Raw genomic sequence first — 21589 nt, forward strand, 5'->3', positions numbered from 1 at the left:
CGAAATGCCTCTTCCAATCCGCTTCAAATCAGCGGCGGCCATGGTGTCGCCGGACAAAAGCCCTATATTAAGGGAAGATTGGTTTTGTGCGGGAATGATCGATTGCCACGGCTTCGCCTATTGCAGTCTTTTGGGTCGGCAATGCTGACTGCGGCGATGCTGTCGGGCGTAAATCCGGCTGCATCGGCACAGGTCGTCAGTCCGGCCGACCGCAACGTGTTGATCCAGCAAGACCAGTTGCAGATGTTGGAGAACAGGCTGCGGCGGCAGCAATACCAGCAGCAGCAACAGCAGTACCGTGCCCAGGATCGCCAAATCCCAATACCGCAACGGCCGGAGGTGCCGCAGATGAGGCCAACTTGCCAGTTGCTGCCGTCGGGGAGCGGCTTTGTCAGCACCTGCCGCTGACGACCGGGCCCTTTCATTTATTTAGCCGACTTATATACTGGGGAAGCCGCTCCGCTTGCGCCCCTTGAAAGCGGTAGACTTTGCAACGCTGCCCTTGCCGTCTGGGCACCGCCTCGACTGGATTATCGAATGGCAGCCAGCAAGAAGAAGGTCGTACGCAAGACAAGGAAGGGCGACGGGGTTCGTCAGGTCGCGGCGATTCCCTTTCGGCTGAACGAGCACGGCGATGTCGAGGTCATGCTGGTCACATCGCGAACGACGAGGCGCTTCATCGTACCGAAGGGCTGGCCGATGAAGGGCAAGAGCGGCCGCAAGGCAGCCACCATCGAAGCACAGGAAGAAGCCGGTGTTCTCGGCAAAACACTGAAACAGCCGGCCGGCACCTACCACTACTGGAAGCGGCTGACGAACCGCTTCGTTCGCGTCGACGTCGTCGTCTATTTGCTTGAGGTAACCGAGGAACTTGCCAATTGGCAGGAAGCCAAGAGACGGCAGCGGGCATGGCTGACGCCGACCGACGCGGCATTGCTGATCGACGAGCCGGATCTTTCAACGCTGGTGAGGAACATCGGGATTCCCGAGGTGGAGCATAATCCCGAAAAGCAGAATCCGGTTCTCGGAAAAGATCACGCCCAATAGAAGATGGAGCCCCGCCCCGGCTGTGTCGGGATGGAATTGGTTCCAGCGCCCGCCGCCGTCTCTTGGACCAATGCCTCACTGATTGCCATCGTCTTCCTCGGCCAGAGGCCGCGCCGGCGTGCCGGTATAGGCCCACAGCCATTCGCGCGGCAGCGGCCCCTTGTTGCGGTCGCTTTCCTGCGACTGTTCCCATGCATGGGCGAGGATGCCGACCGAGCGCGACAGCACGAAAAGGCCTCGCGTCAAAGGCGGCGGGAAGCCGAGCTCGCCGTAGATGACGGCCGTGGCACCATCGATATTGAGCGGGATTTTTTTGCGCTTGCGCCGCGCAACCTCGGCCTCGACCCTCTCGGCGATGTCGGCGAAGCGCCCGCTGACGACGCCGCGCGCGGCAAAGTCGCGGGTCAGCTCGATGAGGCGGGGCGCCCGCGGGTCGACCGGGTGGAAGCGATGGCCGAGCCCCGGCACATAACCGTCTTCCCCAGCAAGGAAATGATCAACCCGCAGTGACACGGCGTCCGTGAGGGGCACGCCGGCGTCCAGTTCGGCGGCGATGTCGCCGTAGAAGGAAAGCGCCTGTTCGCCGGCGCCGCCATGCACATCGCCAAGCACGTTGATGGCAGAGGCCATGGCGCTGTTGATGCCGACGCCGCAGGTTATCGCCATGCGGGCGATGGCGATCGACGGCGCCTGCGGCCCATGGTCGACGGCAGCACCCAGCGCGATGCCAAGCAGCGCCGCCTGCTCCTCGCTCGGCAGTTCGCCGCGCAGCATCAGCCAGATCATTGCCGGAAAGCTGACGCGGCCTATCAGATCCTGGATTTCATAGCCGCGCAGCCGGATGACGCCGGGGCGCATCTCTATGATGCCGGTCTGCCACCATTCCTCGCCGCGCGCACGGCCAGTCTTGTTCTCCGTGTCGCTCATGCCTTCTTTTCCGTGCCGCTCATGCCTTCGCTCTTTTCTTGGCGCGTGGCGGCAGGCCGGCAAAAACCTCGTCCATATGCTCGCCGAGCTTCGGCGGCGGCCTGCTCGGCAAGGGTGCCTCGCCATCAACCATGAAGCCGCCTCGCACCACGGTTAGCGGCCGGTCCATCCCGGACACAGCCTGGAAGCGCGCCGTCATGCCGCGCTCGATCACCTGTCGCTCCTGCAGTACCTGCGGGATCGTCAGCACCCGGCCTGCCGGCACGCCGGCGCGATTGAACGTCTCCTCCCAGGCGGCGGCAGAGCCGCTCGCCAGGGCGTCCTCGATCAGCGCCTTCAAGGCGATGCGGTTCTGCTTGCGCGTTTCGCGCTCGGCAAAGCGGACATCCGAGGCCAGCTCCGGCCGGCCGATCAATCGGCAGAGCGCGACGAACTGCTCCTGCTTGTTGGCGGCGATGTTGAGCAAGCCGTCGCCGGTGCGAAACGCGCCAGACGGTGCGGCCGTCATGTTTTCATTGCCCATCGGCTGCGGCTCGATATCCGCCGTCAGATAGTTCGACACCGGCCAGCCGAGCGCAGAAAGCGTGCATTCGAGCATCGAGACGTCGAGGAACGCGCCCTCGCCTGTCGTCTTCTGCCTGACCAGCGCGGCGGTAATGGCGAACGCCCCGACCAGCCCGCCAAGCGTATCGGCGACGGGATAGCCGACACGCAGCGGCGCCGTTTCCGGTGTACCGGTGATGCTCATAATGCCGGAAAGACCCTGGATGATCTGGTCGTAGGCTGGATTGTCGCGCATCGGCCCGGTCTGGCCGAAGCCCGATATCGCACAATAGACAAGGCTTGGCCGGACCTCTTTCAGCCTGGCATGGCCAAGCCCCAGCCGGTCCATTACGCCGGGCCGGAAATTCTCGACCAGCGCGTCGGCCGAAGCGACCAGATCGAGGAAGCGTTCGCGGTCGGCCTCCTGCTTGAGATCGAGCGCCACCGAGCGTTTGCCGGCATTCTGCGCCAGGAACGAAGCGCCCATGCCCGCCCGGTTGAGCTCCGGAGAGGCGCCGAGCTGGCGCGCCAGATCGCCGCCTTGCGGCGTCTCGACCTTGATGATGTCGGCCCCGAGCAACGCCAGCTGGTAGGCGCAATAGGGGCCGGCCAGCACATTGGTCAGGTCAAGGATGCGGATGCCGGAAAGCAGGTCTGTCATGACGTCACGAACAGCTCAGGCATCGCCCGGCACGTGCTCCGGTCCGCGCACGCGCCTGTGCTCGATGTAGGCCCAGATATGCGGTCCGACCAGCCCGATGAAGGCCAGCGTCAGCAGCGTCAGCGACAGCGGATGCTTGTAGAACACCGTCCAATCGCCGTTGGAGATGGTCATCGCGCGGCGGAACTGCGTTTCGGCAAGCGGCCCGAGAATCATGCCGATGATGACCGGCGCGGTCGGGAAATCGAAACGCCGCATCAGGAAACCGGCGGCACCGAGCAGATAGAGGATGACGAGGTCGATCGGCGATTGCGAGATGCCGTAGGTGCCGACCGTGGCAAACACCAGAATGCCGGCATAGAGCTGCGGCGCCGGGATCTTCAGCAATCGCACCCAAAGCCCGATCAGCGGCAGGTTCAGGACGACGAGGATGACATTGGCGATGAACAAGCTGGCGATCAGCCCCCACACCAGGTCGGCCTGCGTCGTCAAAAGCAGCGGCCCCGGATTGATGCCGTAGCTCTGAAATGCCGACAGCATGATCGCGGCCGTCGCCGAGGTCGGCAGCCCGAGCGTCAGCATCGGCACCAGCACGCCGGCGGCGGATGCATTATTGGCCGCTTCCGGCCCGGCAACGCCCTCGATGGCGCCGACCGTGCCGAACTCCTCCTTGTGTCTGGAGAGTTTCTTCTCGATCGCATAGGACAGGAAGGTCGGGATTTCGGCGCCGCCGGCCGGCATGGCGCCGATCGGGAAGCCGATCAGGGCGCCGCGCAGCCATGGCCTCCACGAACGCGACCATTCGGCCGCGGTCATGTAGAGCGACCCTTTCAACGGCACGATGTCGTCCTTGCCGGCATAGCGGCGCGAGGCCATGTAAAGCGTCTCGCCAACGGCGAACAGGCCAACCGCGACGACGATGACGTCGACGCCGTCCAACAATTCGCTCATGCCGAAGGTGAAGCGCGGCTGCCCCGTCTGCAGATCGACGCCTATCATGCCGACGACGAAGCCGACGAACAGGCTGGTCAGGCCGCGCACCGACGACGAGCCGAGCACCGCCGAAACCGTGATGAAGGCCAGCACCATCAGCGAGAAATATTCGGCCGGGCCGAAGGCCAGCGCGAATTTGACGACGATCGGCGCCAGAAAGGCAACGCCGATCGTGCCTAGCGTGCCGGCGACGAAGGAGCCGATCGCCGAGGTCGCCAGAGCCGCGCCGCCGCGGCCGGAGCGGGCCATCCTGTTGCCCTCGAGCGCGGTGACGATGGTGGCGCTTTCGCCAGGCGTGTTGAGCAGGATCGATGTCGTCGAGCCGCCATACATGGCGCCGTAGTAGATGCCGGCAAACAGGATGAAGGATGCCTCCGGCGCCACTTGATAGGTGATCGGCAACAGCAGCGCGATGGTCAGTGCCGGCCCGAGGCCGGGCAGCACGCCGATCGCAGTCCCCAGCGTGGTGCCGACCAGGCACCATATGAGATTGATCGGTGAGAAGGCGACCGAAAATCCGTGCGCGAGATGGCCGAGCGTTTCCATGGCGTCAGCCCCTCAGCATGGCGACGACCGAATCGACGATCGCGTTCAGCTGGTTTTCGATGAAGCCGGCGCCGATATTGACGCCGAGCGCTCTGGCGAAGCCGAAATAGGCGGCCAGCGCCAGGATCAGCCCGAGCAGCACATCACGCAGCGGACGCCGGCTGCCGAAACCGTGGCAGATGAGAACGAACATGATGACAGATGCCGCGGTAAAGCCGAGCGGCTGGATCAGCACGAGGTTGGCGATCAGTCCGAGGGCGACGATGCCCATCGCCTTCCAGTCGGTCGGCGTCTCCTTTTCGTCGTCCGGCTGCCAGCCGCCCCGCAAGGCGGCAATGATGAGCAGCAGCGACAGGATCGCCATCCCGGTCATGGTGATGTAGGGAAAGACGGTCGGACCGACCTTGGAATAGAGCGGCGACACCGGGATTGCCAGCGTCTGCCAGGCAACCGCACCCGCACAGGCGAGGAGCCCGACGCCGATCAGCAGTTCGGGCACTGCAAGGCGCGGCGGCGCCTGCTGGTCGCTGGTGCTCATCATCGTCCTCCCAATGTCGGTCCCTTGGGGCCGGTTCTCCTTGGACCGGTCTCACTCGGCCGATCTCGGCGTAGTTTCACCTCCGGCGGAGCTTATGTCCATGCGGCTGGCGAAAGTCGGCAAGGGTTGGCGCAGGCCGCCCCTTGCCGAGAGCATCACGCCAGGCCGAGGTCCTTGAGGATCGTCCCGATGCGGGCCGTGTCTTCGGCGACGAATTTCGCATAATCGTCACCGGTGAGCAGGATCTGCGTCCAGTTGCGGTTCTTGCATTCGGTGGCCCAGGCGTCGCTCTTGGCCATGGTCTCGATCAGCTTGATCATTGCTGCCTTGTCAGCGTCCGAGACGCCGGGCGGTGCGAAGACGCCGCGCCAATTGAACAGCTCGACATCGATGCCGGCTTCCTTCATCGTCGGCGCATCGATCCCCTCCTGGCGTTTGTCGGCGGAGATGGCCAGCAGCCGCAGCGCACCCGCCTTGATCTGTTCGGCGAACTCGCCATAGCCGGAGATGCCGGCCGCGACCTGGTTGCCGAGCAGCGCCGAAAGCGCCTCGCCGCCGCCGGCAAACGGCACATAGGAGAGATTGGTAGCCGGAACACCGACGGTCTTGGCGATGAGGCCGAACAAGATGTGGTCCGAGCCGCCGGCCGAACCGCCAGCGACCGGAACCTGCGTCGGGTCAGCCTTGAGGGCAGCGACAAAGTCCGCGGCCGTCTTGAACGGCGAGGCGGCCGGCACCACAAGCGCCTCGAACTCGCCGGTGAGGCGGGCGATCGGCGTGACTTCGGTAAGGTTGTTGGCCGCCTTGTTGGCGATGATGGCGCCAACCATGACCATGCCGGCCACCATCAGCGCATTGCCCTTGCCTTTCCACTGGTTGACGAACTGCGGCAGGCCGACAGTGCCGCCCGCACCGCCGACATTGGTGATCTGCGAGCCGGAGATCAGTTTTTCGCTGCGCAGCACCTGGTCCATGGCGCGCGCCGTCTGGTCCCAGCCGCCGCCCGGCGCCGCCGGCACGAAAATCTGCAGCTGCGGCGCGTCCTGCGCGAAGGCGGGGATAAAATGCGATGCCGCGAGTCCGGCAGCACCTGCTGCCGCGGTGCTCATCAAGAATCGGCGTTTGTTCAGCATGGGATTCCTCCAAATCGCGACACCTCCTCCGGTGCCTGCCAGAAACGTGGCCTGACTTCAGACCCGCTCGATAAAATTCATGCAGAGTTTGCGTCTTCCTGTCAAAGACAGAACACTCCGCATGCGGCACAATCGGCCTGTGCGATTTTCAGGCAGGCGAACTCGATGCCCGACGACGACGTGGCAGGCAGTGCCAAACAGCATCCGTCAGGGTTGGCGCTCCAGCAGGATGGTCGGCTTGCCTTGGTAGACGGTTCGCAGCACTTCGCCATAACCACATTTTGCCGCGACGTTCAGCGATCCGGTGTTTTCCGGATCGATGATGCAGACGGTCTTCGCGGCGCCGAACATCTCGTCGCCCCAGGCAAGCACCCGTGCGACGACTTCGCTGGCCAACCCGTGGCCATGCGCGCCCGAAACCAGAGCCCAGCCGGCCTCCGGAATGCCCTCGAGCGACGGCGTCATGTCGCGTTTCAGATCGTGAAAGCCGGCCTCGCCGATGAAGCGGCCGGTCGCCTTTTCCTCGATCGCCCAGAAGCCGTAGCCCAGAAGCGACCACAGGCCGGCGTGGCGTAGGAAGCGCATCCAGCTTTCCTCCCGCGTGCGCGGCTTGCCGCCGATAAAGCGGGTGACAACGGGATCGGCCCACATGGCGACATAGGCGTCGAAATCGTCAAACCGGTGCGGCCGCAGGACCGTGCGCGAGGTTTCAATCACTGGAGCGACAATTGTCTGCGGACTGGCCATGGTCATGTCTCGGTTGTGTTGCCGGTGCCTAATGCAGGTCTTCCAAAAGTGGGGACAGCGACACGCACGAGACGGGAAATCCAAATCCGTTGCGAAAAACAAGAGCCAAGGCTGTGCAGATCATCTTCCAGGCTGATGTGCATCCTGCCAGGCGGTGTTAGTTTTTCTCCAGTATTGGTTCAGGCGCGTTGGGTTTCGGCGCTGCCGTCCGACAGAGGGAAAACAGCATGGACACGACCGACCTTGTGCTTGCCATCTTCCATCATCTGCTGGTGTTTTCGCTGGCAGGCATCATCGGCGCCGAATTCGTCCTGATCCGCAGCGACTTGTCCGCCGCGACGCTGAAGCGGCTCGTCGGCATCGACCGCCACTACGGCATCATTGCCATGCTGATCATCGTCGTTGGCATCGGCCGCGTCGTCTATGGTCTGAAAGGGTGGGAATTCTACGTCTACAATTGGATGTTCTGGGCAAAGATGGCCGCTTTCGCCATTGTCGGCCTGTTGTCGATTATCCCGACCATCCGTTTCCTGTCCTGGAACAGGCAGGCAAGCGTCAGTCCAAGCTTCCAGGTGCCTGCGGCGGAGCTGGCGTCCGTTCGCACCTATGTCCGCACCGAGGCATTGATCTTCCTATTGATCCCGCTGTTCGCGGCGGCGATGGCGCGCGGCTACGGCTATTAGAATAGGTTGGAGGAAGGGCATCGGACGGCCCAACCTTCCCACTCATTTGGGCGGACAGACGTGCAGTTTGCCGTTTGAGCCCGATTGTCATTTGTCGGGTTGCGCTAGTTATTGCTCCATCTACAGTTGGTTTTAGAGGAATCCGCGCAGCGGTTGGCATTCATATCCTGGGAGGAAACACGATGCGAAAATTCATCGCCGGCTGGCTGTCGCTGCGGCCGCCATGATTTACCCGTCGGCCGCTGGCGCGCAGACCTACCCCGAACGCACCATCACCATTGTCGTGCCGTTTTCGGCCGGCGGCCCGACCGACACCGTCACGCGTCTTGTCGCGGAAGCTATGTCGAAAGATCTCGGCCAGCAGGTCATCGTCGAGAATGTCGGCGGCGCCGGCGGCACGCTCGGCGCGGGCCGCGTCGCGAATGCCGAGCCTGACGGCTACACGCTGCTCCTCCACCACATCGGCATGGCGACCAGTGCGACGCTATATAGGAATCTCGCCTACGACACGCTGAACGCGTTCGAATATGTCGGCCTCGTCACCGAGGTGCCGATGACCATTGTCGCCCGCAAGGACCTCGACCCGACCGATCTGAAGGGACTGGTCGACTACGCCAAGGCCAACAAGGACACCGTCACCGTCGCCAATGCCGGAATAGGCGCGGCCTCGCATCTGTGCGGCATGCTGTTCATGAGCGCCATCGGCACGCCGCTCGTCACCGTGCCCTACAAGGGCACCGGCCCGGCCATGACCGATCTTCTCGGCGGCCAGGTCGATATCATGTGCGACCAGACGACCAATACCACCAAGCAGATCCAGGGCGGCACGATCAAGGCTTATGCCGTAACCTCGCCGCAACGGCTAGACGTGCTGCCGGACGTGCCGACGACGATAGAAGCCGGCCTTCCCCAGGTGCAGGTCGGCATCTGGCACGGCATCTATGCACCCAAGGGCACGCCGGCCGAGATCACCGAACGCCTGTCGAAATCGCTGCAGGTGGCGCTGAAGGACCAGAACGTCGCCGCCCGATTTGCCGAACTCGGCACCAAGCCGTCGCCCGAGGCCGATGCCACGCCGGCCGCGCTCAAGGCCAAGCTGGAAAGTGAGATCGCACGCTGGAAGCCGATCATCGAAGCGGCCGGCCAGTACGCCGACTAAAGGTTTTAACGGGGCGCCGCCAGCGCCCCGTTTTTTACACCGGCATCGGCACGCCCGTGAGGCGGGCCGGGAGGATGCCATGAAACCTTTCGCAATCGACAGAACCAACGGCATATGCGCCGCGGTGTTGATCTTTATTGGCGCCTTTTTCGCGCTGCAGTCGCTGAGCCTGGAAATCGGCACCGCCTTTCGCATGGGGCCGGGCTATTTCCCGCTGGTGCTGGCGATCGTGCTGATCCTGCTTGGCGCCGCCATCCTCGTCCAAGCGGTGCGTTTTGAGAGCGAGCCGATCGGTTACATTGCGTGGCGCGGCATGCTGTTCATCCTGCCCGCTCCGATCTTCTTCGGCCTGACGGTGCGCGGCCTCGGCTTCATCCCGTCGATCTTCCTGACGTCGCTGATCGCATCTTTCGGTAGCGGCCGTATGAAGCCGCTGACTGCATTCGTGCTGTCAGCCGGCCTGACGCTGTTCGCATTCGTCGTCTTCAGCTACGCACTCGGCCTGCCGTTTCGGCGTTTCGGCCCGTGGTTGCTACTGTCGTTGTGAGGAGATGAAATGGAACTCCTCAACAACCTCGCACTCGGCTTTTCGACGGCCACATCTTTGGTAAATCTCGGTTTCTGCCTGATCGGCGTTCTTCTCGGCACGCTGATTGGCGTCCTGCCCGGCATCGGCGCCACCGCAACCATCGCCATGCTGTTGCCGATCACCTTCCAGATCGGCGACCCGGTTTCCTCTCTCATCATGCTCGCCGGTATCTATTACGGCGCGCAGTATGGCGGCTCGACCACCGCCATTCTCATCAACATGCCCGGCGAATCCTCGTCGGCCGTCACCGCAATCGACGGCTATCAGATGGCCCGGAACGGCCGCGCCGGAGCAGCCCTGGCGACCGCGGCGATAGGCTCCTTCTTTGCCGGCACGGTGTCGACCTTCCTCGTCGCCATCTTTGCCCCACCGCTGACGGCGATAGCGCTGAGATTCGGCGCGGCCGAGTATTTTTCGCTGATGATCGTCGGCCTGGTCTCGTCCGTCGCGCTCGCCCACGGCTCGATCGTCAAGGCGCTGGCCATGGTCGTGCTCGGCCTGCTGCTGGGACTTGTCGGCACCGATATCTACACCGGTACGCCCCGCTTCACGCTCGGTATCCGCGAATATGCCGACGGGCTGAATTTCGTCGCAGTGGCGGTCGGCGTCTTCGGCGTCGCCGAGATACTGCGCAACCTCGAAAACGAGCATGAGCGTTCCGTGTTGATCCGAAAGATCTCCGGCCTTATGCCGACCCGCGAAGATTTTCGGCGCATGGCGGCTCCCATCGTGCGCGGTACAATCATCGGTTCGGCGCTCGGCATCCTGCCGGGAGGCGGCGCGATCCTTGCCGCTTTTGCCTCCTACACCGTCGAAAAACGTGTCTCGAAAAATCCCGGGGAATTCGGCAAGGGCGCCATCGAAGGCGTCGCCGGGCCGGAATCGGCCAACAATGCCGGCGCCCAAACCTCCTTCATCCCGATGCTGACGCTCGGCATTCCAGCCAACCCGGTAATGGCACTGATGATCGGCGCGATGATCATCCAGGGCATCGTGCCCGGCCCCAATGTCGCCATCGAACAGCCTGCGCTGTTTTGGGGTATCATCACCTCGATGTGGATCGGCAATCTGATGCTGATCATCTTGAACCTGCCGCTGATCGGGCTTTGGGTGAAACTTCTTACCATCCCCTACTACGTGCTCTTCCCGATCATCATGGCGTTCTGCTCGATCGGCGTTTACAGCGTCAACACCAACGTCTACGACCTCTATGCCGTCGCCTTCTTCGGCTTGCCCGGCTACCTCCTGACCAAGCTGCGCTGCGAACCTGCGCCGCTGCTGCTCGGCTTCGTGCTCGGCCCGCTGCTCGAGGAAAACCTGCGCCGCGCCATGATCCTCTCGCGCGGCGATCCGAGTACCTTCGTAACGCGGCCGATCAGCGCCAGCCTGCTCCTCATCGCGCTTGCCGTGCTCGTCATCGTGTTTCTCCCCGCGGTCAGGAAGAAGCGCGAGGAGGTGTTCGTCGAGGAGAGTTCCTGAATATGGACGGAGCCACATAGGAGGAACTTCAGAGTCACTTGGCGGGCACTGATTCGGTAGCCGCTTCTACTGGCCCAAGCGGCGCGATCTCGACCAGCGGTGCAGGCACGCTGGTCGTCTTTTCCTTGGCCTTGCAAATATCGGCGATGACGCAGGCCGGGCAATCCGGCTTGCGCGCCTTGCAGATATAGCGGCCGTGCAGGATCAGCCAATGATGTGCATGCCGCATATATTCATCTGGAATGATCTTCAGGAAACCTTGCTCGACCTGTTCCGGCGTCTTGCCCGGCGCCAGCCCGAGCCTGTTGCCGATGCGGAAGATGTGCGTGTCGACCGCCATCGTGTGCTGCCCGAAGGCCACGTTCAGCACGACATTGGCGGTCTTGCGCCCGACACCTGGCAGCTCGACCAGCTGATCGCGATCCTCAGGCACCTCGCCGCCATGGTCGCGGATCAGCGCCTCAGACAGCGCGATGACATTCTTGGCCTTGTTGCGCCATAGCCCGATGGTGCGGATATAGTCGCCGAGCCTGGCCTCGCCCAGCGCAAGCATCTTTTGCGGCGTGTCGGCAATTTTGAACAGCGCCCGCGTCGCCTTGTTGACGCCGGCGTCCGTCGCCTGCGCCGAAAGCACCACCGCCACCAGCAGCGTGAAGGCGTTGATATGTTCAAGCTCGCCTTTCGGCTCTGGCCGCTGAACGGAAAAGCGCCGGAAAATCTCATGCACCTCGGCCGCGCTGTAAAGCGCCCGGGATCTTGCGGGCCGTTGACGCGGCTTGGCGTTCGAGCCGTCACGGCGGCCGGGCAACGGATCTTTTTTGAGCGCGGATGAGTTTTTGGGCTTGGGGCTTGTCATTGCCTTCCTATAATATTCTGCAATGAGCGACACAAACGCCTCATTTCAGGCCGACGAGCCATTCTTCCAGGCGCTGCTGACACCGCACCGGTCGCTGGGCAAGACCGGCTTTGCCATACTGATGGGCGCGCTGCTGTTCGGGTGGCTGGTGACCGGAGCTTTTTTTCTGGTGCGCGGCGCCTGGCCGGTGTTCGGCTTCTTCGGCCTCGACGTGATCGCCGTCTACATCGCCTTCCGCGCCAATTATCGTGCCGCCCGGGCTCGCGAGGAGGTATCGGTGTCGCGCACCAGCCTCGACATCCGCAAGACTGCCCCGTCAGGCAAATCGGAAGCACACCGCTTCAATCCGTTCTGGGCGCGCTTTTCGGTCGCCCGCCACACCGAGATCGGCATCACCAGAATGGCGGTCGAGGCGCAAGGAAAAACCGTCTCGATCGGCGGCTTCCTCAACCCCGACGACCGCGAAAGTTTTGCCACCGCATTTTCGCGCGCTCTGGCGACCGCCAAGGCGCGCTGAGCCAGCGTTTCAGAACCGATAGCGCAACAGCCTGCCGATCTTGCGCAATGCCGGAATGTATTTCCAAAGGCGAACAAACAGTTTCGCGAACCAGCGCATGCGAGCGGCATGTTCCGGCTTATAGGCAGGGATGTCCTCGACGAACCGCAGCTTTGGAACGGCTCGCTCCAATTCATGCGGGTTCTCGATGCTCCAATGGACCTCGGCGCCGGTGGCGCGGAAGGAGGAATTGAGGCGAATGATCTTCAGGCCCAGGCGACTATAGGCATCGAAAACCAGTTCGCCGCTTGAAAGATGTCCCACCAAACGAGAAAACAGTTGCTGCCCCTCCTTGACACCCAGGTAGGGAGTCAGGCCTTCCGCCACGACTATGGCCGGGCGATCCCGAGGCACTTCGTTCAGCCATCCCGGTTCGGTGACCGACGAAGCGATCAGGTGGTAGTGATCCCGCACGGGATAGAGCTTGCGCCTGAGCTCGATGACTTCGGGATAGTCGACGTCGAACCAGTCCACGCCGGCTGGCGGGTCGATACGGAATATGCGCGTATCGAGCCCACACCCCAGATGCAGTACGATGGCGTCAGGATTTCGGGCGACAAAGTCCTGAACGCAGACGTCCAGCGTCTTTGCCCTGATTGCTAGACCGATGCCGAGATTGTTGTCGACCTTGAGCCGTGAGAAATCATAGTCGATGTTGCGCACCGCCTCGTCGGCAAAGTAGTCCCTGAGCAGCGAATTGGGCAGCCGGCTCTCCAGCGCCTTGCCGTAAAGTGTCAAAAGCAAAGTCTCCTTTGCCCCGGTCAGGTTTACTTTTTCACCAGCCACGACCGTCCTCCCCATTCAAAGCCCAGCTCTATCTGGGTACATGCCGCGGGAAAGCAAGTTTCGGGTGGTGATCGGAGCCGCGAAGGACGATATTCGCACTCAAGGAGATACTGCCATGAACGCCCAAATGCCTCTCAAAACGACAGCAATCCTTCAGAAAGACATCACGCCTGAAGGTGGAGACTACGAAATCGTCCGCCGTGCCATCGAAAAGATCAGCCTCGATTATCGCGACCAGCCTTCGTTGGAAGTGCTGGCCGAGGAGGTCGGCGAGACGCCGACCGGCCTGCAGAAGCTGTTCACCCGCTGGGCCGGCCTGTCGCCCAAGGCTTTTCTGCAGGCTGTCACCCTCGATCATGCGCGCAAACTGCTCGATGCCGGCATGCCCCTGCTTGAAACCTCGTTCGAGCTCGGCATGTCCGGCCCAGGCCGGCTGCACGATCTGTTCGTCACCCACGAAGCGATGTCGCCGGGCGATTACAAGACCCGAGGCGCAGGGCTCACCATCCGCTACGGCTATCATATCTCGCCCTTCGGCATCGCGCTGATCATGGTGACGGACCGCGGCCTTGCCGGCCTCGCCTTCAACGATCCCGGCGGCGAGCGTGCGGCCTTTGCCGACATGTCCAGCCGCTGGCCGAATGCGACCTATGTCGAGGACATGGCGGCAACGGCGCCCTATGCCGCGCGCATCTTCGATCCGTCGCTGTGGCGCGCCGACCAGCCGCTGCGCGTTGTCATGATCGGCACAGACTTCCAGGTCCGTGTCTGGGAGGCCTTGCTGCGCATTCCAATGGGCCAGGCCTGCACCTATTCCTCGATCGCCGCGCGCATCGGCGCACCGAGCGCCAGCCGGGCTGTCGGTGCCGCGGTTGGTGCCAATCCGATGTCCTTCGTCGTGCCGTGCCACCGGGCTCTCGGCAAGTCCGGCGCGCTCACCGGCTACCATTGGGGCCTGACCCGCAAACGCGCGATCCTCGGCTGGGAGGCGGGACAGGTCTCTTGAAGCCAACAAATGGAACGACAGGAGCGATGCAAGGACCGCTAGGGTGACAAGCAGCCATCTTACGGAGTAGCTTCCCGCGCAATTAGAGTGATATGCGCTAGCGGGAGGCACTTCTTGATCGTCGTCATCGGCTCCATCAATCTCGACCTCATCGCCAGTGTCGACCGCTTGCCCGGTCCCGGCGAGACGGTGCGCGGCTCCGGTTTCGCCACTGCCCCCGGCGGCAAAGGCGCCAACCAGGCGCTGGCCGCCGCCCGCGCCGGCGCCAAGGTGCGCATGGTCGGCGCCGTCGGCAAGGACAGCTTCGCCAGCGACGCTCTGGCGCTGCTGCGCGACGGCAAGATCGACCTGTCCGGCGTTGGCGAGACCTTTGCCTCGACCGGTACCGCGTTGATCATGGTCGGCGCCGACGGCGAGAACGTGATCGCCGTTGTGCCGGGCGCCAATGATTCGGTCGTGCCGGGTGACCTTTCCAAAGCTTTCCTGAAAAACGGCGATGTCGTGCTGTTGCAGTTGGAAGTCCCGCTGCAAACGGTCGAGACGGCGCTTGACGCGGCAAGGACCGCCGGCGCGGTCACCGTGCTCAACACCGCCCCTTTCCATAGCGACGCGGCCGGCTTCCTCGGCAAGGCCGACTATCTCGTCGCCAACGAAACCGAGTTCGACCTCTATGGCGAGGCGCTGTCGTTGAGCGGCCGCGACCGCCCGGCACGGATGCGCGACTATGCCGCGAGAACCGGCCGTACCATCGTCGTCACGCTTGGCCCGGACGGCGTTCTGGCGGCAACGCCGGACGATCTGCTGATGGTTCCGGCGCTGCAGATCACCCCGCTCGACACGGTCGGCGCCGGCGACACGTTCTGCGGCTATTTTGCTGCCGGGCTGGCAGCCGGCCTGCCGCTCGACCAGGCGCTTGCCCGCGCTGCCGCAGCCGGTTCGCTGGCCTGCCTGAAAGCCGGTGCACAACCGGCGATCCCGCTGGCCAGGGACGTCGATGCTGCCTTGCAGAAATCTGCAGGCTAAAGCGGGATGACAGCCGTGCGCCCGACCACGAAGCATGCGGTGCCGCCCGCCGGCGACATCTGCCGCCTGTCTGCCGTGGAGCTTGCCGAGAAGATCAGGCGCCGGCAGCTTTCGGTGCGCGAAGTGGTCGCGGCATTTCTCGACAGGATCGAGGCAGTGAACCCGCTGGTCAACGCTATCGTTTCATTGCGTGAGCGTGCCGACATCCTGCGCGAGGCCAACAGCGCTGACGCCCATCTGGCGCGAGGAGGAGGCATCGGATCGCTGTTCGGCCTGCCGATCGCGATTAAGGATCTTGCGCTGACAAAAGGCTTGAGAACCACCTTCGGCTCGCCGATCTTCGCCGATTTCATGCCTGAGGAAGACGATTTCTTCGTCGAGCGCGTCCGCAAGGCCGGTGCCATCATCATCGGCAAGACCAACGTTCCCGAATTCGGGCTCGGCTCCAACACCTACAACACCGTGTTCGGACAGACGCTCAACGCATTCGACCCGGCGCTGACCGCCGGCGGCTCGAGCGGCGGCGCGGCGGTCGCGCTGGCGCTCGACATGGTTCCTGTTGCGGATGGCAGCGATTTCGGCGGTTCGCTGCGCAATCCCGCTGCCTACAACAATGTCTATGGCTTCCGCCCGTCGCAGGGATTGGTGCCGGCTGGCCCTGACCTTGATGTGTTTCATGCGCAGATGGGCGTCGAAGGGCCGATGGGCCGTAACGTGCGCGACATGGCGCTGCTGCTCGACGTGCAGGCCGGCTATCATCCTCGCGCGCCGCTGTCGCATGATAAGCCAGGCTCGTTCCTCGAAGGGCTGGAAGCACCGGCGGCCAGCGGGCGTATCGCCTGGCTCGGCGATCTCGAAGGCCATCTGCCGGTTGAAGCAGGCATTCTACAGCTTTGCGAGGCAGCACTCGGCCGGTTCGCGGATGTATCCTTCGAGGCCGAGCCACTGATGCCGGAATTCGACTTCGAAGTGCTGTGGCAGGCCTTTGTGACGCTTCGCCAGGCGAGCAGCGGTTGTGCCCTCAAGGCGCATTACGATGATCCCTTGAAACGCAGTCTGCTGAAGCCGGAGGCTGTTTGGGAGGTGGAACATGCACTGCGCCTCACCGCGCCGCAGATCCATGCCGCCACGGTGAGGCGCTCGTCCTGGCATCGAGTGCTGCTGTCGCTCTTCGAGCGTTTCGATCTGATTGCGCTGCCAGCCGCACAGGTCTTTCCCTTCGATGTCGTCACCCACTGGCCAAGGGAAGTGGCTGGGCGTGCCATGGACAGCTATCATCGCTGGATGCAGGTCTCAGCGTTCGCCACGCTGGGCGGCTGCACGGCGGTCAACGTACCGGCGGGCTTCGACGCCAGCGGCAGGCCAATGGGCATGCAATTGATCGGGCGGCCGCGCGGTGACCTCTGCGTGCTGAGGGCGGCTGCCGCCTATGAGGCAACGCTGCCATGGCAGGCCGGCGCCTGCTGACATCAGCTCCGCATTGTCGGCGCCTCGCCGACTTGCACGCAACTCATCGCCATGCATTGATCGCGACAGCGCGCCGCACGAGCGGCATTCTGCGGAGGGAAAAAATGTCGCTGGAACTCTACGCCACCTATGTCGTCGCCTGCATCGTCATCATCCTGGTGCCGGGGCCGACGGTGACGCTGATCATCGCCAACAGCATCCGCCACGGCTCGCGCGCCGGCCTCGCCAATGTCGCCGGCACCCAGGCCGGACTGGCCATCATGATCGCCATCGTCGGCATCGGATTGACTTCGCTGATCGCGGGCATGGGCCACTGGTTCGAATGGGTCCGGCTGATCGGCGCCGCCTATCTGATCTGGATGGGCGTGCAGATGTTCCGCTCGAAAGGCAAGCTTAACGCCGACGGATCGGCAAAAAAGCCGCGTGGCGGCTTCTTCTTGCAGGGGCTGCTGGTGGCGATCAGCAATCCAAAGACGCTGGTGTTCTTTGGCGCCTTCTTTCCGCAGTTCATCGCGCCTGAAGGCAATTACGCATTACAGATCGGCGTCATGGGTCTCACCGCCATGATCTTCGCCGCAGTGTCGGATTCGACCTATGCGCTGGCCGCCGGCCGCGCCGGACGCCTGCTGTCGGCCGGCCGCGTCAAGCTGCTTTCACGGATCAGCGGCAGCTTCCTGGTCGGCGGCGGCCTGTGGCTGGCGTTTTCCAAGGCAAAGTAACAGCCGCGAGCCCGGCGACGCCAACAGCAACATCCTGGAATAGGAAGGCCGATTGAAAGTCGGCCTTCAGGCCACTACATGGATCAACAGCTGGGGATTCATGTCTATGCCGTGGACTTACGCGGATTTGAAAAGGAACGCGTTTGGCGTGATCCTGATCGGTGCTTTGTTTGTGGCCGTGTTTGCCTTGGATCCGCACAAGTGGGCGAATGACGCCAGCCCGATCCGCTCCGTGGACCCAATCGACGCAACCGTCAAAAGTGCCCATTGGGGCAAAGACCAGAGTGTCTATATGCTGGTCGTGGAAGACGGTTCATCTGTTTTCATCGACGACGACCTCCCGCATCTGATCGGCTCGCGCGTCGGCATCGAGCGCGTAACGCGCGACAATGGCTTCGTCTTTTACCGGTTTGCAAATTGAACGACGATCGATCGATAAGCTGTTTTCAAGGTGAAGCGAGTGACGAGGCTTTTTCGGGGAATCGCTCTTGAACAAAGCCCCTACGCTACTCAACTCTAAAGTATGGGGCTGACAAATCTTTCTCTTAGAACCCGCATTCTTTTGCTTCGGGAAGAATTTCGCGACAGAGTTGTTGGCATCCCAATCTTGTGCGCGCTCGCTCTCGCGATCGCTGTGCCGATTGTAACAAGACAGAACAGTCCGATCACGGGCACACAACTCGTAGGAGGTACCGTCGAAGATGTTGCGACACTGCCTCTAAATCCGAAGGGTTCCGTCGGCCATGGACTTTATTATAGATATGAAGTCCGCCTCCATGACGGCAACGCTCGGATATTTGTCGATGGTGAGGTGGAAACACCCCACATGATCGGATCGGGAGTCTCTATCGAACAACAACATCGCCAGGACGGCACCAACACCTACCGCTTGCTCAACGACTGAGCGGCCCTAAAGCCGCCCCAGCCTCTCCAGCAACAGCTCGAAAAACGCATCATGGTCGATGTCACGCATCACCATGGCGTTCTTCGGCCGCTTGGTCACCCCCCACCAGTCGATCACCGTCATGCCCATGGTGAGCTCCGAGGCGGTTTCCACGCTGACATTGCAGTTGCGGCCCTTGAACAGCTTTGGCTTCAATAGGTAGGCGATGACGCAAGGATCGTGCAGCGGGCCGCCATCGGTGCCGTATTTCTCCTCGTCGAAACGTTCGAAGAATTCCAGCATGTCCGCGGTGGCCGTGCCGACCCTGGTGCCGAGCTTGCGGAAGGCCTTCGTGCGCTTGGCGGTGGTCAGCGCCTTGTGGGTGACATCGAGCGGCATCATCACGATTGGAATACCGGATTTGAACACGACATCGGCGGCATGCGGGTCGACATAGATGTTGAATTCGGCGGTCGGCGTGACATTGCCGCCCTCGAAGAAGCCGCCGCCCATCAGCACGATCTCCTTGATGCGCGGCGCGATTTTCGGCTCGCGGATCAGCGCCAGCGCAATGTTGGTGAGCGGCCCGAGCGCGCACAGCGTGATTGTGCCGCTCTCCTCTCTCATCAGCGTCTCGACGATGAAATCGACCGCATACTCGTCCTGCAGCTTCATCTTTGGTTCGGGCAGTTGCGGTCCGTTGAGGCCGGTCTTGCCATGCACTTCTTCGGCGGTGACCAATTCGCGCGCCAGCGGCCGGATGGCGCCTGCATAGACCTTGACGTCCGGCCGGCCGGCCAGCTCACAGATCTTGCGGGCGTTTTTTTCGGTAAGTTTCAGCGGCACGTTGCCGGCCACCGCGGTGATGCCGACGATCTCCAGCTCGGTGCTGCCGAGCGCCAGCAATATGGCGACGGCATCGTCCTGGCCGGGGTCAGTGTCGATGATGATCCTGCGGGATTGGGGCATTTCAATTCCTTGTTTTGGCAAGTCTTTTTGGGCGGGACGAGTGACGGCTTGAAGTCTGCCGGGCGACGGACCATATCAAGACCATCGGGAAAAATGCCATCCGGGTTTTTCCACTTTATGTCGCTCTTAAGAGGACACTGTAACATGAGCCGAATGACGCCTTTTTCCAGCCCGCTTCTCCTCGGTTTCGATTCCATGGAAAAGACGCTGGAGCGCCTGGCAAAGTCCGGTGACAGCTATCCTCCCTACAACATCGAGCGCCTCAGCGGTGCCGACGGCAAAACCGAAAGGCTGCGTATCACGCTCGCCGTCGCCGGTTTCGCGGAAAGCGATCTCGATGTCACAACGGAGGAGAACCAGTTGGTCGTGCGCGGCCGTCAGAACGACGACACCGAGCGCGAATTTCTCCACCGCGGCATCGCCGCGCGCCAGTTCCAGCGCTGTTTCGTGCTGGCCGACGGCATGCGGGTGATTGCGGCGGAATTGAAGAACGGCCTTCTGTCGATCGATCTCGATCGGCCGGAATCCGAACGGCTGGTACGAAAAATAAACATATCGGTGAAAGACTGATTTTTGCCGATAGCTCTCATGCGGGATGGCCTTGAGCGGCGTCTCGCGGCAAGGAGGCTTGAAATGACCAGAACTAACGAAAATATCATCATGACCAGCGGCGAATTCGCCCATCTCGGCGAAGGTTCAGTCGCCTATCTCAGGAAAGTGTCGAGCGACGATCTGCGCGGCCGGTTCCCGGGTCTCGGCGAAATCGCCCCCGGGCTGGAACTGTGGGCCCTGTTTGCCGCCAATGGCCAGCCGATCCTGCTTTCGGACGCTCGCGACCGGGCACTGGCTGGCGCGCTGGAAAACGACCTGACCCCGGTCGCCATCCACTAACGGCGCCATCCACTGACAAATACGGCGCAGCGATCTGGTTGGAAACGCACAGGGCCGCTCACGGCGGCCCTTCAACGGATTTAGTCTTAATCAAAACCTCAGGCGGCGTGCGAGGCCTGCGTGTCTGACAGCAGCGCATGGATGGCCACGGCGTCGCGCGTGCCCCTGATCTTGGCGACCGTGTCGTTGTCGCGCAGCACCCGCGCGATGCGCGACAGCGCCTTGAGATGGTCGGCGCCGGCACCTTCGGGGGCCAAAAGCAGAAACACCAGGTCGACCGGCTGATCATCGAGGGCTTCGAAGTCCACCGGTGTCTCCAGCCGGGCAAAAACGCCGGCGATCCGCTTCACCCCGGCCAGCTTGCCGTGTGGAATGGCGATGCCGTTGCCGACGCCGGTCGAGCCGAGCCGCTCGCGTTGCAGGATGGTGTCGAACACCTCTCGCTCCGGAATGCCAGAAATCGCCGCCGCCCTTTCGGACAGCAGTTGCAGCAATTGCTTTTTGGAGTTCGCCTTCAACGCCGGCATGATTGCCGGAACGCTGACGAGATCGCTCAGATCCATGCTTGAAATCCCTTGTTCGCCTGCCGTCGCCAGTCCCCACGCTCGCGTGCGGCTGGTCTTTACCCCTGCGCGACCTTGGCCGTGGACGGGTCGATCCAGCCAATATTCCCGTCCGGCCGGCGATAGACGATGTTGAGATGGTCGTTTCCGGCATTGCGGAAGACCAGGACCGGGCTGTCCTTGGTATCGAGTTCGATCACCGCTGACGCCACCGACATGGTCCGCAGCGTCATGGTCGATTCGGCGACGATGGCCGGCGCGAAATTCTCCGGTATGTCCTCCTCGTCGTCGGCAAGCGGCGCCATCACCGTATAGGCGACGTCGGTGAGCTCGCCGTTGCTATTGCCTGAATTGTGCGACTTCAGCCGGCGCTTGTAGCGCCTGAGGCGCGTTTCCAGACGGTCTGCCGCGGTATCGAAGGCAAGCGTTGGATCCTGGGCATCGCCGGTCGCCTGCAGCGAAGCACCGGAGTCCAGCCGGATCATGCAATCGGCCGTGTAGCGCGACCCCGATTTGACGACTACGATTTGCCCTGAAAAGCCCCGATCGAAATATTTCCCGATCACTTCCCCGACACGGTCGTTGATGCGCGTACGGAACGCATCGCCGATATCCATGTGTTTTCCCGATATGCGCAGTGTCATCTGAAAACTGACCTTCCTTGCTCAGGCTTCAAACTGTCCCGAGTTTATACTCGTGGTCCGCGCGCACAAGCTTTTGCGGCGTCACTTGCGCCGATTTTAGATCCGAACTTTCCGGTTGATCACAAGCCGCCTTCTTGGCCGTCCCGTGGCCTACGTCGTGACGGACCATCTCTCGTGCGGG

General features: G+C 62.5%; 25 protein-coding genes. 14 read left to right on the top strand and 11 right to left on the bottom strand.

Annotated features, from left to right (window positions below; genetic code table 11):
- Positions 1-141: 141 nt before the first annotated feature.
- Both NKJ46_RS14250 and NKJ46_RS14255 read left to right on the top strand, forming a co-directional pair.
- Complete coding sequence (locus NKJ46_RS14250; RefSeq protein ID WP_352665619.1) at positions 142-408, top strand: hypothetical protein; 267 nt, start codon at positions 142-144, stop codon at positions 406-408.
- Between the two features lie 129 nt (positions 409-537).
- Complete coding sequence (locus NKJ46_RS14255) at positions 538-1047, top strand: NUDIX hydrolase (protein ID WP_352665620.1); 510 nt, start codon at positions 538-540, stop codon at positions 1045-1047.
- A gap of 75 nt (positions 1048-1122) precedes the next feature.
- Here the strand turns inward: NKJ46_RS14255 and NKJ46_RS14260 are convergent, their stop codons facing one another.
- The 6 genes from NKJ46_RS14260 to NKJ46_RS14285 form a co-directional block, all read right to left on the bottom strand.
- A complete protein-coding gene (locus NKJ46_RS14260) occupies positions 1123-1974 on the bottom strand; it encodes a citryl-CoA lyase (protein ID WP_352665621.1) in 852 nt (283 codons plus the stop codon).
- A 19-nt stretch (positions 1975-1993) separates the two neighbouring features.
- Complete coding sequence (locus tag NKJ46_RS14265) at positions 1994-3178, bottom strand: CaiB/BaiF CoA transferase family protein (RefSeq protein ID WP_352665622.1); 1185 nt, start codon at positions 3176-3178, stop codon at positions 1994-1996.
- Positions 3179-3193: 15 nt separating this feature from the next.
- Entirely contained in the window at positions 3194-4717 is a 1524-nt protein-coding gene (locus NKJ46_RS14270) for a tripartite tricarboxylate transporter permease (RefSeq protein ID WP_352665623.1), read from the bottom strand.
- A 4-nt stretch (positions 4718-4721) separates the two neighbouring features.
- Positions 4722-5255: a tripartite tricarboxylate transporter TctB family protein gene (locus NKJ46_RS14275; RefSeq protein WP_352665624.1), complete on the bottom strand. Its 534-nt coding sequence runs from the start codon at positions 5253-5255 to the stop codon at positions 4722-4724.
- 155 nt (positions 5256-5410) lie between these two features.
- The gene (locus NKJ46_RS14280; RefSeq protein ID WP_352665625.1) at positions 5411-6388 is read right to left on the bottom strand and encodes a Bug family tripartite tricarboxylate transporter substrate binding protein; all 978 of its coding nucleotides are present in this window, start codon (positions 6386-6388) and stop codon (positions 5411-5413) included.
- A 207-nt stretch (positions 6389-6595) separates the two neighbouring features.
- Complete coding sequence (locus NKJ46_RS14285; protein WP_352665626.1) at positions 6596-7135, bottom strand: GNAT family N-acetyltransferase; 540 nt, start codon at positions 7133-7135, stop codon at positions 6596-6598.
- A gap of 227 nt (positions 7136-7362) precedes the next feature.
- Here NKJ46_RS14285 and NKJ46_RS14290 point away from each other — a divergent pair, with 227 nt between their 5' ends.
- The 4 genes from NKJ46_RS14290 (at position 7363) to NKJ46_RS14305 (ending at position 11045) form a co-directional block, all read left to right on the top strand.
- Positions 7363-7818 carry a DUF2214 family protein gene (locus NKJ46_RS14290; RefSeq protein ID WP_352665627.1) on the top strand — a complete coding sequence of 152 codons (456 nt, stop codon included), beginning with the start codon at positions 7363-7365 and terminating at the stop codon, positions 7816-7818.
- A gap of 223 nt (positions 7819-8041) precedes the next feature.
- Positions 8042-8977, top strand: coding sequence for a tripartite tricarboxylate transporter substrate-binding protein (locus NKJ46_RS14295; protein ID WP_352665628.1), 936 nt, complete (start codon positions 8042-8044; stop codon positions 8975-8977).
- A gap of 79 nt (positions 8978-9056) precedes the next feature.
- A complete protein-coding gene (locus NKJ46_RS14300) occupies positions 9057-9524 on the top strand; it encodes a tripartite tricarboxylate transporter TctB family protein (protein ID WP_352665629.1) in 468 nt (155 codons plus the stop codon).
- Positions 9525-9533: 9 nt separating this feature from the next.
- Positions 9534-11045, top strand: a complete 1512-nt coding sequence (locus tag NKJ46_RS14305) for a tripartite tricarboxylate transporter permease (protein WP_352665630.1) — start codon at positions 9534-9536, stop codon at positions 11043-11045.
- Between the two features lie 34 nt (positions 11046-11079).
- Here NKJ46_RS14305 and nth read toward each other — a convergent pair whose 3' ends face one another.
- On the bottom strand, positions 11080-11901 hold the full coding sequence (gene nth, locus NKJ46_RS14310) for an endonuclease III (protein ID WP_352665631.1): 822 nt from the start codon (positions 11899-11901) through the stop codon (positions 11080-11082).
- 22 nt (positions 11902-11923) lie between these two features.
- On the opposite strand from nth, the gene NKJ46_RS14315 reads away from it, so the two are divergent.
- On the top strand, positions 11924-12418 hold the full coding sequence (locus NKJ46_RS14315; RefSeq protein WP_352665632.1) for a DUF2244 domain-containing protein: 495 nt from the start codon (positions 11924-11926) through the stop codon (positions 12416-12418).
- 9 nt (positions 12419-12427) lie between these two features.
- Here the strand turns inward: NKJ46_RS14315 and NKJ46_RS14320 are convergent, their stop codons facing one another.
- Positions 12428-13243 (bottom strand): class I SAM-dependent methyltransferase, encoded by an 816-nt coding sequence (locus NKJ46_RS14320; protein ID WP_352665633.1) that lies wholly within the window; start codon positions 13241-13243, stop codon positions 12428-12430.
- A gap of 115 nt (positions 13244-13358) precedes the next feature.
- Here NKJ46_RS14320 and NKJ46_RS14325 point away from each other — a divergent pair, with 115 nt between their 5' ends.
- The 5 genes from NKJ46_RS14325 (at position 13359) to NKJ46_RS14345 (ending at position 17879) form a co-directional block, all read left to right on the top strand.
- Positions 13359-14249, top strand: coding sequence for a methylated-DNA--[protein]-cysteine S-methyltransferase (locus NKJ46_RS14325; RefSeq protein ID WP_031211349.1), 891 nt, complete (start codon positions 13359-13361; stop codon positions 14247-14249).
- 114 nt (positions 14250-14363) lie between these two features.
- Positions 14364-15272: a ribokinase gene (locus tag NKJ46_RS14330; RefSeq protein ID WP_352665634.1), complete on the top strand. Its 909-nt coding sequence runs from the start codon at positions 14364-14366 to the stop codon at positions 15270-15272.
- A 6-nt stretch (positions 15273-15278) separates the two neighbouring features.
- Positions 15279-16739 carry an amidase gene (locus tag NKJ46_RS14335; RefSeq protein WP_352665635.1) on the top strand — a complete coding sequence of 487 codons (1461 nt, stop codon included), beginning with the start codon at positions 15279-15281 and terminating at the stop codon, positions 16737-16739.
- Between the two features lie 104 nt (positions 16740-16843).
- Complete coding sequence (locus tag NKJ46_RS14340) at positions 16844-17458, top strand: LysE family translocator (protein ID WP_023675274.1); 615 nt, start codon at positions 16844-16846, stop codon at positions 17456-17458.
- A gap of 52 nt (positions 17459-17510) precedes the next feature.
- The gene (locus NKJ46_RS14345) at positions 17511-17879 is read left to right on the top strand and encodes a hypothetical protein (RefSeq protein ID WP_352665636.1); all 369 of its coding nucleotides are present in this window, start codon (positions 17511-17513) and stop codon (positions 17877-17879) included.
- A gap of 489 nt (positions 17880-18368) precedes the next feature.
- Here the strand turns inward: NKJ46_RS14345 and NKJ46_RS14350 are convergent, their stop codons facing one another.
- Positions 18369-19310 carry a nucleoside hydrolase gene (locus NKJ46_RS14350; protein ID WP_352665637.1) on the bottom strand — a complete coding sequence of 314 codons (942 nt, stop codon included), beginning with the start codon at positions 19308-19310 and terminating at the stop codon, positions 18369-18371.
- Between the two features lie 144 nt (positions 19311-19454).
- Here NKJ46_RS14350 and NKJ46_RS14355 point away from each other — a divergent pair, with 144 nt between their 5' ends.
- On the top strand, positions 19455-19880 hold the full coding sequence (locus NKJ46_RS14355; protein WP_023675270.1) for an Hsp20 family protein: 426 nt from the start codon (positions 19455-19457) through the stop codon (positions 19878-19880).
- Positions 19881-19943: 63 nt separating this feature from the next.
- Positions 19944-20201 (top strand): BQ00720 family protein, encoded by a 258-nt coding sequence (locus NKJ46_RS14360; protein ID WP_023675269.1) that lies wholly within the window; start codon positions 19944-19946, stop codon positions 20199-20201.
- 98 nt (positions 20202-20299) lie between these two features.
- Here NKJ46_RS14360 and ptsN read toward each other — a convergent pair whose 3' ends face one another.
- Positions 20300-20764 (bottom strand): PTS IIA-like nitrogen regulatory protein PtsN, encoded by a 465-nt coding sequence (gene ptsN / locus NKJ46_RS14365; RefSeq protein ID WP_352665638.1) that lies wholly within the window; start codon positions 20762-20764, stop codon positions 20300-20302.
- A gap of 59 nt (positions 20765-20823) precedes the next feature.
- Positions 20824-21408 (bottom strand): ribosome hibernation-promoting factor, HPF/YfiA family, encoded by a 585-nt coding sequence (hpf, locus tag NKJ46_RS14370; RefSeq protein ID WP_023675267.1) that lies wholly within the window; start codon positions 21406-21408, stop codon positions 20824-20826.
- Positions 21409-21589 lie beyond the last annotated feature (181 nt).

It is taken from the genome of Mesorhizobium sp. M0166 (assembly GCF_040322255.1).
Classification (GTDB): domain Bacteria; phylum Pseudomonadota; class Alphaproteobacteria; order Rhizobiales; family Rhizobiaceae; genus Mesorhizobium.